Raw genomic sequence first — 12,932 nt, forward strand, 5'->3', positions numbered from 1 at the left:
GTGGAGCCGGTCGCCGACGCCCTGGTGGCGCGGATCGCGGCGCGGATGACCGGGCTGCGTACCGGCGACGGGCGGCGCGGCTGCGACATGGGGCCGCTGGTGACCGCCGCGCACGCCGCCCGGGTACGCGGGTACGTCGAGGCCGGGGTGGCCGCCGGGGCGGTGCCGGTGGTGGACGGCCGGGACGTCGTGCCGGACGGGGACCCGAACGGGTTCTGGCTGGGCCCGACGCTCTTCGACCGGGTCACCCCGGACATGTCGATCTACACCGACGAGATCTTCGGCCCGGTGCTCGGTGTCGTCCGGGTCGACTCGTACGACGCGGCGGTCGCGCTGGTCAACGCCAACCCGTACGGCAACGGCACGGCGGTCTTCACCAACGACGGTGGGGCGGCCCGGCGCTTCCAGCATGAGGTGGAGGTCGGCATGGTCGGGATCAACGTGCCGATCCCGGTGCCGATGGCCTACTACTCGTTCGGCGGGTGGAAGGCGTCGCTCTTCGGTGACCTGCACGCCCACGGCGAGGACGGGGTGCGGTTCTTCACCCGGGGCAAGGTGGTCACCAGCCGCTGGCCGGACCCGCGCCACGGCGGGGTGAACCTCGGCTTCCCCACCCAGACCTGAGCAGCCACGGCACACCCGGCAGGCACGGGTGACCGTGTCCGGTGGCGGAGCCGTGCGGGCGTACGGTCAGAACGGTGCGGGTCCGCGGCCCGCCAGCGACATCAACACCTGCGTGGCGAGTAGTTTGCGTAAGCCGGTGACGGCGACCGTTCCGACGCGATCGTAGGGCAGTTCCAACTGCAGTCCCTCGACGGCGTTGCGAAGGTCCGTCGTGATCTCGTCCGGCCGGAAGGTGCCACCCCAGCTGTTGAGTCCACCGCGATGGTTGGTGCTGAGGGAAACCATGCCGGTTATGCGTGCGCCGCCGGCCAGGATCAGCCTCGCCGGACCCGAGTAGGTCGTCGTCAAAGTCATCAGCCTTTCAGGGTGAACGCTGCGCACCTCGGCCCCCGGCCGCGGTCATCAGGAGCCGGGGCGTAAGGCTGTGCTGCACCGGGACCAGGGTCGTACGTGCCCCGACCGTCAGGGCGGCGGCGCTGTGGAACGTGGCGCGTAGCGGGAGGGGTCTGCGTCGGCTCACGCCTGGCCGGGCGGCCCTGGTCGCTCAGCCGCGGTCGCCGTGGTGAGCGGTGGAAACGCCGAACGGCGGCCCGCTGAACCAGTCGGGCCGCCGTGCGTGGAGTGTGGATCAGAGCGGGCGGATGTTCTCCGCCTGCGGGCCCTTCTGGCCCTGGGTGATGTCGAACTCCACCTTCTGGTTCTCGTCGAGGCTGCGGAAGCCGCTCGCCGAGATCGCGGAGAAGTGGGCGAACACGTCGGCACCGCCGTCGTCGGGGCTGATGAAGCCGAAGCCCTTGTCGGCGTTGAACCACTTCACGGTACCTGTGGTCATGTCTGCTCCTCTGCAGGCTGGGGAGAGACCGCACTGCGCGGACCCTTAGCCGCCGAGTTGATAACCCGCATCGAAACGACACGAAAAACGAAAAGCGCCCGGATGGGTTTCAGATAACCCATCAGGCGCCCGGAAACGTCTACGGAAATCAAAACTGCAACCCGTTCACCGTAGCACGCGATCCGTCGCGACTCCGGGGCGGGGGTGGGCCTGGACGTGATGTCGCGTACCCACCGGACCGTCGGTGCGCAGGCGGCAATCGCCATATCCATCGATGTTCGCCATCGCGCCGACCGCGTCCGGAGGCGTCCCGGCGAAAGACCCAGCCGGTCGGCGGCATCGACGGAATTCGCTCACGAGCGACCCCGGGGAGAGTCGAGACCGACACCCTCCCCGTCGACGGGCGGGTCCGGCACGAACAGCGGGTGCAGAGCCGCTGGATCGGTGATCCCCGGCAGGTCGCGGACGGCGAGCCAGGCCGCCGCGCAGGCACCGTCGCCGGCCGGACGCAGCGGCGCGACCGGCCACCGCCGGGCCAGTTCCGCGGTGACGGCGACGGCCAGTGGGGTGCCACCGGTGAGCAGACCGCCGCCGAGGACCACCGGGTCCACCGCGCCGGCCGGTCGGATCCGCGCGACGCTGTCGGCCAGCAGCCCGGCGGCCCGCTCGATCAGTGTGACGGCGACCGGTTCGGTCTCGGCGGCGGCGGCGACCACCAGCGGGGCGAGCCGGGCCAGCTCCACCGCCGGCCGGCGGGTGACCGCCTGCACCACCGCGTCCACGGTCTCCCGGGGCCGGTCGGCGACCCGATCGTCCCCCAGCAGGGTGGCGAGCACCCGGCGGCCCAGTGGCCCCGGCGTCCGGGCCGCGTCGAGGTCGGCGAGCAGACGCCGGACCGCCTCCCGGCCCAGCCAGAACCCGGAGCCGGCGTCGCCGAGCAGCCAGCCGTGCCCGTCGGCGACCCGGTCCAGTCGCCACCGGCACACCTGGGCGGCGATCGCCCCGGTTCCGGCGATCAGGATCGTGCCGTCGGCTGCGGCGGTGCCGGAGGCGTACCCGACGAGGGCGTCGCTGTGCACCGTGTACGGGCAGCGCAGGCCGGCGTCCGACCAGGCCCGGTCGAAGGCGGCCCGGCCAGCCGGGTCGGCGCGCAACCGGCCGGCCCCGGCCAGCCCGATCGCTCCGGCGCGGACCCGGGTCGGGTCGACGTCGCGCAGCGCCTCCCGCAGCGCGGTCGACAGTTCGGCGGCGGCCCGTTCGGCACCGTGGCTGGTGGGGTTGCCGCCGCCGGCCCGGCCGGTGCCGAGGCGTTCGCCGGTGAGGGTCAGGGCGGTCGCCCGGGTGGACGTACCCCCGACGTCGAGGCCGACCACGACGGTGCCGGACATCCTCGCGGGCCTCCCGGGGGTGTGCTGGTTCGGGGGTGTCCATGCTGGTCGGTGCGGTGCCGCAGGGCAAGACCGGGGGGTGGGAGCGGGCCGCGCGCCAGGTAACAGTTTGAAAACTTCGCCCATGGTCTTGACAGGAAGGGGCCTTCAGTAAGAACTTTTACCACTAACAGTTAACACTCTTTTCCGAAAGGCGTGTCGATGGCCGAGCTCGAGACGGACACCACCGCGGCGACCGCGGTGGTCGATGCCGAGCCCGTCGACCGGCGCGGCGCGGACGGGGTGCTGGCCAGGGTCCGGGCCGGCACGGGAGAGTTGACGGGAGCGTTGCGCCGGGTCGCCGAGCAGGTGCTCAGCGACCCGGAGGCAGCGGCCCGCGCCACCATCGTCGAGCTGGCCGAACGCAGCGGCACCTCACCGGCGACCATCACCCGGTTCTGCCGGGCGATGGGCTTCGACGGCTACGCCGACCTGCGCCTGGGCATCGCCTCCGAGACCGGCCGGGCCCGCTCGGCCGGCTGGACCGTCGACATCGGCCGGGAGATCCAGCCCGGCGACCCGCTGGAACGGGTGCTCGACCAGATCATGGCCGCCGACACCCGGGCCATGCACGACACCGCCACCCTGCTCGACCTCGCCGAGGTCGAACGGGCCGCCGTCGCCATCGCCGGCGCCGCCCGGGTCAACATCTTCGGGGCCAGCGGCAGCGCGCTGGTCGGCGAGGAGATGCAGTTCAGCCTGCACCGCATCGGGGTCGCCGCGTGGGCCTGGAGCGACGTGCACGAGGGACTGGCCAGCGCCGCGCTGCTCGGCCCCGGGGACGTGGCGCTGGGCATCTCGCACACCGGACAGACCCGGGAGACCATCGAGATGCTGGCCGAGGCGGGCAGCCGGGGGGCCACCACCGTGGCGCTGACCGGGTTCCCGCGCTCGCCGCTCGCCGAACTGGCCGACACCGTCCTGCTCACCGCCAGCCAGGCCACCACCTTCCGGCCGGACGCGCTGTCCGCCCGGCACCCCCAACTCGTCGTGCTCGACCTGCTCTACATCGCCGTGGCGCAGCGCACCCACGACCGCGCCCACGCGGCCTTCCGGCGTACCGCCCAGGCCGTGCAGGGGCACAAGGCCGCGAAGGGGACCACCTCATGATCAGTGCCCAGGGGTACGCGCGGGCCGTCCGGCCCGTCCTCGACCGGCTGCTCGACACCCAGGCCGAGGCGATCGGCCGGGCCGCCGACCTGATCGCCACCAGCCTGCGGGCCGGCGGGGTGCTCCAGGCGTTCGGGGCCGGCCACTCCGAGGCGTTCGCCGCCGAACTGGTGGCCCGCGCCGGTGGCCTGGTCCCGACCAACCGGATCGGCCTGCACGACCTGGTGCTGCACGGCGACGCCCCGCGCGACGTGCTCACCGACCCCAAGCTGGAACGCGACCCGGCCGTGGCCCACCAGCTCTACCCGCTGGCCCGGCCGCAGCCGGCCGACGTCTTCCTGATCGCCTCACAGTCCGGCATCAACGGCTCGGTGGTCGAGCTGGCGATGCTGGTCACCGGGCACGGCCATCCGCTCATCGCGGTCACCTCGGTCGCGCACACCGCACGGGTCGCACCCCGCCACCCGTCCGGGCGTCGACTCGCCGAACTCGCCGACGTCGTGCTGGACAACGGCGCACCGTACGGCGACGCACTGCTGCCGCTGGAGGGCGGCGGCGCGGTCTGTGCGGTCTCCTCGGTCACCTCCGCGCTGCTGGCGCAACTGGTGACCGCGGAGGTCGTCCGACGGTTCCACCAGGCCGGAGAGGTACCCCCTATCTACCTCTCCGCCAACGTCCCCGGTGGGGACGCGCACAACCTCGCCCTCGAGTCGCGGTACGCCGGGCGTCTCCGGCGAACCGCCTGACCCGGACACCCAAGGAGAGACGACGATGTCGAATACCCCCGAGACCCCCGCCGCGCTGAGCCGGCGCACCCTGCTGGGCCGCACCGCCGCGGCGGGCCTGCTCGCCACCCCGGTGGTCAGCCTGCTGGGCGCCTGCGCCACCAGCGGCTCCGACGAGACCACCACCAAGGCCGAGGAGGGCACCAAGAGCGCCGCCAACCCGCTGGGTGTCGCCGAGGACGCCCCGCTGGAGGTGGTCATCTTCAACGGCGGCTACGGCGAGAAGTACGCCACCGACGTGCACGAGCCGCTGTACAAGAAGGCGTTCCCCAAGGCGGAGATCAAGCACCAGTCCACCCAGGCGGTCTCCACCGTGCTCCAGCCCCGGTTCGCCTCGGGCAACCCGCCGGAGTTCGTGAACAACTCGGGCGAGAAGCTGATCGACTTCGGGTCGCTGGTCGCCGACGGGCAGCTGATGGACCTCACCGAGCTGTGGGACGCCCCGTCGGTCGACGACCCGAACAAGAAGGTCCGCGACACCGTCGTGCCCGGCACGGTCGAGGCGGGCTCGTTCAACGGCAAGCCGTACGTCCTGTACTACGTCTCCACCGTCTTCGGCATCTGGTACTCGGGCAAGCTGTTCAAGGAGAACGGCTGGGCGCCCGCGAAGACCTGGTCGGAGTTCACCGCCCTGCTCGACGGCATCAAGTCCAAGGGCATCACCCCGTACGGCTACGCCGGGGCGAACGCGGCCTACTACCAGTGGAACGTCATCCTGACCCACGCCGCGAAGATCGGCGGCACCGACGTACTCAAGAACATCGACAACCTGGAGGACGGCGCCTGGCAGCAGGACGCGGTCAAGCAGGCGGCGCAGGCGTGGGAGGAGATCGGCGCCAAGTACGTCGACAAGAGCTTCGAGGGGCTCAAGCACACCGACGTGCAGCTGCGGCAGAACCAGTACAAGCTGGCCCTCTACCCCAGCGGCGACTGGCTGGAGGGCGAGCAGAAGAAGGACACCCCGGCCGGCTTCGACTACCAGCTCATGCCGGTGCCGAGCCTCACCGGCTCGGACAAGCTGCCGGCGACCGCCGTGCGGGCCACCGCCGGTGAGGGTTACTTCGTCTCGGCCAAGAGCAAGAACCCGCGCGGTGGTCTGGAGTACATGCGCCAGATGCTCTCGGTCGCCGGGGCGAAGGGCTTCACCGAGGTGGTCAAGGCCCCGACCGTGGTCACCGCCGGCAGCTCCGGCTTCGCCTTCCCGCCCGGCGTGGCCAGCTCCCAGGCCGCCCTCGCCGCCGCCGGCAAGGACGTGTTCAACCTGTACTTCGACGGCTGGTACAAGGAGCTGGACACCGAGGCGCGCACCGCCACCAACGAGCTGATGTTCGGCCGGATCAAGGCCGACGCCTTCGTGGAGCGGATCCAGAAGCGGGCCGACGCCATCAAGAAGGACAGCTCCGTCGCCAAGTTCACGCGCTGACCGATCGGAGTAGCGGGATCATGCGGCACGGCAAGTATCCGTTCGTGATCGGGTTCCTGTTCGCCCCGGTCACGCTGTACGTGGTCTTCGTCATCGCACCGTACGCGCAGGCGTTCCAGATCTCGATGACCAACTGGCGGGGGTTGTCCGCCCCGCAGTGGGTGGGCTTCGACAACTACCGGCGGCTGCTCGACGACGGGCGCTTCTGGCAGGCCGTCCAGCACCACGGCGTACTGCTGCTTGCCCTGCCGCTGATCACGATCGCCATCGCGTTGTTCTTCGCCTTCCTGCTCAACGTGGGCGGGCGCAGCGTGGGCGGCCAGCGGCAGGGGGTCCGGGGGTCGAAGTTCTACCGGGTGGTGTTCTTCTTCCCCCAGGTCCTGGCGGTGGCCATCATCGCGGTGCTGTTCCAGATGGTCTACCGGCCCAACGAGTCCGGCCTGATCAACGGCGTGCTGATGAAGCTCGGGCTGGACCCGGTGCTGTTCCTGGTCCGGCCGAACCTGGCCCTGTGGTCGATCATCGCGGTGCTGGTCTGGCAGGCCGTCGGCTTCTACGTGGTGCTCTTCTCGGCCGGGATGGCCTCGATCCCGGGTGAGATCTACGAGGCGGCCGAGATGGACGGGGCGAGCAAGGTGATGCTGTTCTTCCGGGTCACCCTGCCGCTGCTCTGGGACACCCTCCAGGTGGCCTGGGTCTATCTCGGCATCGCCGCGTTCGACGCGTTCGCCATCGTCGCGGTGCTCTCGGTGGACAGCGGCGGCCCGGACGGCGCGACGACGGTGCTGGCGGTGGAGATCTACCGCAACGCCTTCGTCTACTCGAAGTACGGCTACGCCTCGGCGATGGGTGTGGCGCTGTTCTTCCTCACCCTCACGTTCGCGGCGCTGACGCTGCGGCTGACCAAGCGGGAAAGCGTGGAGTACTGAGATGGCCGCACAGACGACGCTGCCGCCGGCCGCGGCGGACATCCCGCCCGGCCGGCCCGCCGCCCGCACCCGCAAGGGCCGGGGCGAACACCACGAGGTACGACTGTTCAGCGGGCTCGGTCAGCTGGCGCTCGCCGTCTGGGCGGTGATCGTCATCGTGCCGATCCTCTGGACGTTCCTGGCCGCGTTCAAGAACACCGGCGAGATCTTCAGCAGCCCGTGGACGCTGCCGGCGGAGCTGCGCTGGGAGAACTTCGGCCGGGCCTGGACCAAGGCGCACGTCGGCCGTTACTTCCTCAACAGCGTCTTCGTGGTGTCGTGCAGCACCTTCGGCACCATGCTGTTCGGTTCGATGGCCGCGTACGTGCTGGCCCGGTACAAGTTCCGGGGCAACCGGGCGATCTACTACCTGTTCGTCTCCGGGTTGGCCTTCCCGGTCTTCCTGGCGCTGGTGCCGCTGTTCTTCGTGGTCCGCAACCTGGGCCTGCTGGACACCCACACCGGGGTGATCCTGGTCTACATCGCCTACTCGCTGCCGTTCACCATCTTCTTCCTGGCCGCGTTCTTCCGGACGCTGCCGAACTCGGTGGCCGAGGCCGGCATGATCGACGGCTGCTCGCACACCCGGCTGTTCTTCCAGGTGATGCTGCCGATGGCGAAGCCGGGTCTGATCAGCGTGGCGATCTTCAACATCATCGGGCAGTGGGCGCAGTACCAGTTGCCCCTGGTGCTGCTCTCCAACGCCAAGGACAAGTGGGTGCTCACCCAGGGCATCGCCGACATCTCGGTCAACGCCGGCTACGAGGCCGACTGGTCCGGCCTGTTCGCCGCCCTGACCATCGCCATCCTCCCGATGATCATCGTGTACGCGATCTTCCAGCGGCAGATCCAGTCCGGTCTGACCTCCGGCGCGGGCAAGTGACCGGTCGGGGTGGCGGGGCCGCCTCACCCCGCCACCCCGCCGGTGACCCGCAGCGCCCCGACGGGTGATCCGGGTCGGGGTGTCACAGGGGCGGGGCACAATCGGGCCGTGGCGGTGCTGGCGGTGGCGGCGGGGGAGCGGGGCGGCGGCGCCCTGCAGCCGCTGGACGCCGCCGGTCACCCGGCCGGGCCCGTCGAGCCGGTCGACGACCTGCCCGCCGCCGTGGCCGCCCGCGAGGCGGCCGAGCACCCCCGCTGGGTCTGGGCGTCCGGTGCGACGCTCTACCCGGCCCTGCTGCGCGCCGGGGCGCGGGTCGAGCGCTGCCACGACATCGAGCTGACCGAGGGGCTGCTGCTGGGGCACGCCGGCCGGTGGGGTGAGCCCCGCTCGCTGGCCGCCGCGTACGCCCGGCTCACCGGGGCCGTCGTGCCACCCGACCCGCCGCCCCGGCCGGCCGCGCCGCCGGGGCACGGGCAGGCCGCGCTCTTCGAGGCCGTCGCCGGCCCGCCGGCCCCCGGCATCGACGCCCTGACCCGGGTGTACGCCGACCAGCTCACCCGGATCGCCGCCACCGCCCAGCCCGGCCGGTTCCGGCTGCTGGTGGCCGCCGAGTCGGCCGGCGCGCTGATCGCGGTGGAGATGGCCGCCGTCGGGCTGCCCTGGCGGGCCGACGTGCACGACGAGATCCTCGCCGAGCTGCTGGGTGAGGCGTCGCCGGTGGGTGGGCCGCCCCGGCGGCTGGCCGAGCTGGCCGCCCGGGTCGCCGAGGCGTTCGGCGTCCGGCAGGTGCACATCGACTCCTCGGCGGAGCTGCTGCGCGCCTTCGCCCGGGTCGGTGTGCAGCTACCCAACACCCGGGCGTGGGTGTTGCGCGGCGTCGACCATCCGGCCGTCCCGCTGGTGCTCGAATACAAGGAGCTGTACCGGATCTGGACGGCGCACGGCTGGGCCTGGCGGGACGCGTGGGTCTCCGACGGCCGGTTCCGCCCGGAGTACGTCCCCGCCGGGGTGGTCTCCGGCCGGTGGGCCACCCGGGGCGGCGGCGCGTTGCAGATCCCCAAGGTGATCCGGCGGGCGGTGGTGGCCGATCCGGGCTGGCGGCTGGTGGTGGCCGACGCCGGTCAGCTGGAGCCCCGGGTGCTCGCCGCGGTCTCCGGTGACGCCCGGCTGGCCACCGCCGGGGCGGCCGGGGACCTCTACGCGGCGCTGGCCCAGGACTCCTTCGGTGGTGACCGGGCCCGCGCCAAGCTCGCCCTGCTCGGTGCGATGTACGGGCAGACCGGGGGTGGGGCACTGCCGGCCCTGGCGGTGCTCAAGCGCAGCTATCCGACCGCCTTCGGCTACCTGGAGGCGGCGGCGCGGACCGGGGAGGCCGGTGGCCTGGTCCGGTCCTGGCTGGGCCGGACCTGCCCGCCGGGGGCGGTCGGGTCCGGCGACGCCGACGACGCCCCGGTGGACCCGGACGTCGGGGCGGATCCGCGCTCGCCCCGGGCGCGGGCGGCCCGCTCCCGGGGCCGGTTCACCCGCAACTTCGTCATCCAGGCCACCGCCGCCGAGTGGGCCTCGACGCTGCTCGCCTCGCTCCGTGGTGAGCTGGCCGGGCTCGGTGGGGAGCTGGTCTTCTTCCAGCACGACGAGGTGATCGTGCACTGCCCGGCCGAGCTTGCCGACCCGGTGGCCGAGGCGGTCCGCCGCGCCGGGCAGCGCGCCTCGGCGCTGCTGTTCGGCCCCACCCCCGTGCGCTTCCCCCTCGACCTCTCCACCGTCACCACCTACGCCCAAGCCTGACCCCCCTCACCCCCTCGCCCGGCCCCGTTGCGGTGTCAGCGCCCGGTGATCAAGAGGTTCGCGTCAGATTCGCCGCCCGCGTCGACGCAAACCTCTTGATCACCGGGGCGATCCGGCGGGGGGGCGAGTCGGGCGGGGCGAGCCGGGCGGCGGGCATGGTTGGGTTCAGGGTATACGCGTGAAATATCCGTTTCGTGCCGACACTCATCCCTCGGGGGCTCGTTGCACCCGGTGTGCGTATCGCAGGAATGATCATCGCGGCGGGTGGGGGGCGTCGGCTCGGCAGCCCCGAGGCGTTGCTGTGTCGGGGGGACCGGCTGCTGGTCAGCTGCATGATCGACACGATGGTCGCGGCCGGCTGTGAGCAACTGGTGGTGGTGCTGGGGGCGGCGGCCGACGAGGTCCGGGCCGCGGCCGACCTGAGCCCCGCCACGGTGGTGGTCAACCGGGCCTCGGGAGCCGGGGTCGGCTCGTCCATCCGGGCCGGCCTGACCGCGTTGGCCGACGAACGGGTCGAGGCGGTGGTGGTGGTGCCTGTCGACATGCCCGGTCTCACCCCGGAGGCGGTCCGGCGGGTGGCCGCGCTGCCGTACCCGGACGTGCTGGCCTGTGCCACCTACGACGGGTTGCGCGGGTACCCGATGCTGTTCGGCCGTCGGCACTGGGCCGGCATCGCGACCCTGGCCGGCGCCGACATCGGGGCCCGACCGTACCTGCTGGCGCACAAGGACCAGATCGTCGACATCGCCTGCGACTCGGTGGCCGACGGCAGCCGGGTGGACACCCCGGAGCTGATGGCGCTCTACGGCCTCACCGTGCCACCCCAGCGGGTCGGCGTCTGACCGCGCTCAGCCGCCGGGCGGGCGGCAGATGTCGACGGTGTGCCGGGGGCGTAGCCGCCCGTCGAACGCGACGGTGACCGCCGGCCGGTCGACCAGCGAGAACCGGACCGTCCGCTCGCCGACGAACTCGGCGTCGATCCGCTCCCGGGGGCGCTCGTGGCGGCAGGTGACCAGCTCCCGGTCGGCGTCGTGGCTGAGCAGCCCGGCGCGGGCGCGTACCCGCAGCTCGGTGTGCGGCAGGTCCTTCCAGTCGCGGGTGTCCAGCCGGACCACCGCGTACCGGCCGTCGGGGGAGACGGCCAACGTGGAGTCCCGCTCGACGGTCGAGGCGAAACCGGTGCGGTACATGCCCCACGCGCCGGTGCCCACGCCGAGCAGCACCGCGCACCCGAGCGCGGCCGACCGTAGCGCCGTCGCGGCGGGCGGTTGCCGGGCGGCCAGCCAGCCGGCGAGCACCAGCGTCAGCGCGGCCAGCGTGGCGAGCCCGAGCAGGGGCAGCGGCCGGTGCAGGGAGCGTGCCGCCGGATAGAGCCGGGCGTACCCGGCGTCCCAGAGCACGCCCGCGAAGAGGACCAACGACAGTAGCGTCAGCAGGCCGGCGAGGAGCCGCCCGCGACCGGAGCCGGCGAGGGGGCGGGTCCCGGGGCCGGCCGACATGCTACGCATCGTAGGCGTACGGAGCGCTCCCGGGCCGTCCCACGTTCGGCTGGTCCCCGTGCCACCCGCAGGTGGGCCGCGCCCGGTCAGACCTCGATGTTGAACCGTTGCAGCACCGACGGGGCGACCAGGCCGACGGCCGCGAGCACGGAGAGCACCGTCAACGCGGTCCGCAGCACCACCACCTCGGCCTTGCTGCCGGTACGCAACGCGATGCTGTTCGGTAGCCCGATCATCGTCCACATCCGGCGTTTGATCGGGATCGGCCAGAGGATGGGCACCCCCGCCTTGGTGATCATGTCGCCGAGGATGTGCACGAAACAGCCCACCCCGACGGCCAGCCCGATCATCGGATAGCCACGGTCACCTGGCAGGTTGGCGAAGGTGAACCAGGCGGCGGCGGCCGAGACGAGGGTGACGATCACCCAGCCGGCCCGCTCGGCCCACTGGTCGAACAACCCCCGCAACGCCAGCCCGATCATGAAGAACAGGATGCTCACCACCGCCCACTTGCCGTACGCGGTGCACAACGCGGTGGTGCCCCAGCCGACCAGCACGGTGAACGGGATGGTGTGGGTCAGGGTGCGGTGACCGTTGTTACGGCGCGGGTCACGGCTGAGCTTGGTGGCGTAGTAGACGCCGAGCGAGATCTTCTCCATCACCTCGGCGACGAACAGCGAGAACACCCCGAAGGTGCGGGCCACCGTCGCGCCGCCCTGGTTGCGGGTGACCTTGCCGGAGAGGTCGAGGTCGGGGAAGAGCGCCCCACCTGCGCAGACGGCGGTGCCGACGGCCAGGGCGAGCGGTGACTGGTGGTAGTCGGCGAAGTAGTCCAGTGCCCACGACCCGGTCAGCCACACCGCAGCGCCCGACAGCGCGTGGGACGGTCCCATCATGTCGCCTCGCCCCTCCCCGTTTTCTTGATCGACAACGCTACGCCACTGTGTCAGAACCGCCGTCGCCAGGGCAACAACCTGGTCGGTCCACAGGGGATGGTGTCACGCGGCAGGACGGAAGCTCTGCCGGATCATCAGGAAGTATGTCGCGTTGACCTGCCAGTCGAACTGGTCTGTCAGCCATGAGACGGTGTAGGCCCGCTGCGGGGCGACCCGGACCAGCAGCCGGGCGGTGTGCAGCCGGGCCCCGGTCGGGCCGGTCCACTCGCACTCCCACAGCGCGCCGCCACGGAACATGTCCAGCGCGGAGATGTCCACCCGCCGGTAACCGGTGAGCCGACCGTCGTCGGTGAGCCGGCGCTCCTCGGCCCGCCAGTGGGCGACCGGATCGGCCGGGGCGACGCCGGGGGCGATGCTGAGCACCCGGGGGCCACCGGGCTCGCGCAGACAGGTCACCGTGCCGTCGGTGTAGCGCAGCCAACCGGCCGGCGCGGCGATCCGGAAGCCGTCCGGGTCGGCGTACCAGGTCCAGCCCGTGACCAGGCCGAACCGCTCACCCGGCGGCGGCGGTGCGGACCGGACCGGGGTGGCGTCGGCCGGCGCGGGCGCGGCGCACGGGAAGGCCGCCGGTCCGGCCGTCCCGGTGCCGGCGTCACCGCCCGGCGTCGACGACGGGCCGGTGCCGTCGCGCAGCGCG

Annotated in this window: 13 protein-coding genes and 1 pseudogene; 8 read left to right on the forward strand and 6 right to left on the reverse strand. The window is 72.3% G+C overall.

The window, feature by feature from the left end; genetic code table 11:
- Positions 1–624 (forward strand): aldehyde dehydrogenase family protein (locus ACOJTC_RS02215; protein ID WP_420115532.1); only part of this gene is annotated, 624 nt, incomplete at its 5' end.
- 66 nt (positions 625–690) lie between these two features.
- Here the strand turns inward: ACOJTC_RS02215 and ACOJTC_RS02220 are convergent.
- The 3 genes from ACOJTC_RS02220 to ACOJTC_RS02230 all read right to left on the reverse strand — a co-directional run bounded on the left by ACOJTC_RS02220 (position 691) and on the right by ACOJTC_RS02230 (position 2,844).
- Entirely contained in the window at positions 691–978 is a 288-nt protein-coding gene (locus tag ACOJTC_RS02220; RefSeq protein ID WP_420115533.1) for a hypothetical protein, read from the reverse strand.
- Positions 979–1,252: 274 nt separating this feature from the next.
- Positions 1,253–1,456, reverse strand: coding sequence for a cold-shock protein (gene cspE / locus ACOJTC_RS02225; protein WP_013283833.1), 204 nt, complete (start codon positions 1,454–1,456; stop codon positions 1,253–1,255).
- A gap of 353 nt (positions 1,457–1,809) precedes the next feature.
- On the reverse strand, positions 1,810–2,844 hold the full coding sequence (locus ACOJTC_RS02230) for an N-acetylglucosamine kinase (protein WP_420115534.1): 1,035 nt from the start codon (positions 2,842–2,844) through the stop codon (positions 1,810–1,812).
- Positions 2,845–3,045: 201 nt separating this feature from the next.
- Here ACOJTC_RS02230 and ACOJTC_RS02235 point away from each other — a divergent pair, with 201 nt between their 5' ends.
- The 7 genes from ACOJTC_RS02235 (at position 3,046) to ACOJTC_RS02265 (ending at position 10,682) form a co-directional block, all read left to right on the forward strand.
- Positions 3,046–3,993, forward strand: coding sequence for a MurR/RpiR family transcriptional regulator (locus ACOJTC_RS02235; protein WP_204926171.1), 948 nt, complete (start codon positions 3,046–3,048; stop codon positions 3,991–3,993).
- Positions 3,990–4,739, forward strand: a complete 750-nt coding sequence (locus tag ACOJTC_RS02240; RefSeq protein ID WP_420115535.1) for a sugar isomerase domain-containing protein — start codon at positions 3,990–3,992, stop codon at positions 4,737–4,739. The genes ACOJTC_RS02235 and ACOJTC_RS02240 overlap by 4 nt, the downstream gene beginning before the upstream one ends.
- 25 nt (positions 4,740–4,764) lie before the next feature.
- Positions 4,765–6,201: an N-acetylglucosamine/diacetylchitobiose ABC transporter substrate-binding protein gene (gene ngcE / locus ACOJTC_RS02245; RefSeq protein ID WP_363651697.1), complete on the forward strand. Its 1,437-nt coding sequence runs from the start codon at positions 4,765–4,767 to the stop codon at positions 6,199–6,201.
- 20 nt (positions 6,202–6,221) lie between these two features.
- Entirely contained in the window at positions 6,222–7,130 is a 909-nt protein-coding gene (locus tag ACOJTC_RS02250) for a carbohydrate ABC transporter permease (RefSeq protein WP_204959073.1), read from the forward strand.
- Between the two features lies 1 nt (position 7,131).
- On the forward strand, positions 7,132–8,052 hold the full coding sequence (locus ACOJTC_RS02255) for a carbohydrate ABC transporter permease (RefSeq protein WP_420115536.1): 921 nt from the start codon (positions 7,132–7,134) through the stop codon (positions 8,050–8,052).
- A 108-nt stretch (positions 8,053–8,160) separates the two neighbouring features.
- The gene (locus ACOJTC_RS02260) at positions 8,161–9,840 is read left to right on the forward strand and encodes a bifunctional 3'-5' exonuclease/DNA polymerase (protein ID WP_420115537.1); all 1,680 of its coding nucleotides are present in this window, start codon (positions 8,161–8,163) and stop codon (positions 9,838–9,840) included.
- Between the two features lie 248 nt (positions 9,841–10,088).
- On the forward strand, positions 10,089–10,682 hold the full coding sequence (locus ACOJTC_RS02265; protein WP_420115540.1) for a nucleotidyltransferase family protein: 594 nt from the start codon (positions 10,089–10,091) through the stop codon (positions 10,680–10,682).
- Between the two features lie 6 nt (positions 10,683–10,688).
- Here the strand turns inward: ACOJTC_RS02265 and ACOJTC_RS02270 are convergent, their stop codons facing one another.
- The 3 genes and pseudogenes from ACOJTC_RS02270 to ACOJTC_RS02280 all read right to left on the reverse strand — a co-directional run.
- On the reverse strand, positions 10,689–11,339 hold the full coding sequence (locus tag ACOJTC_RS02270) for a hypothetical protein (protein ID WP_420115538.1): 651 nt from the start codon (positions 11,337–11,339) through the stop codon (positions 10,689–10,691).
- Positions 11,340–11,425: 86 nt separating this feature from the next.
- Complete coding sequence (locus ACOJTC_RS02275; protein WP_420115539.1) at positions 11,426–12,235, reverse strand: metal-dependent hydrolase; 810 nt, start codon at positions 12,233–12,235, stop codon at positions 11,426–11,428.
- A 102-nt stretch (positions 12,236–12,337) separates the two neighbouring features.
- Positions 12,338–12,932, reverse strand: a pseudogene (locus tag ACOJTC_RS02280) (hypothetical protein); the annotation flags it as partial.

Origin of the sequence: Micromonospora sp. (assembly GCF_048594385.1) — a bacterium.
In the GTDB taxonomy this organism is placed as follows: Bacteria; Actinomycetota; Actinomycetes; order Mycobacteriales; family Micromonosporaceae; genus Micromonospora; species Micromonospora wenchangensis.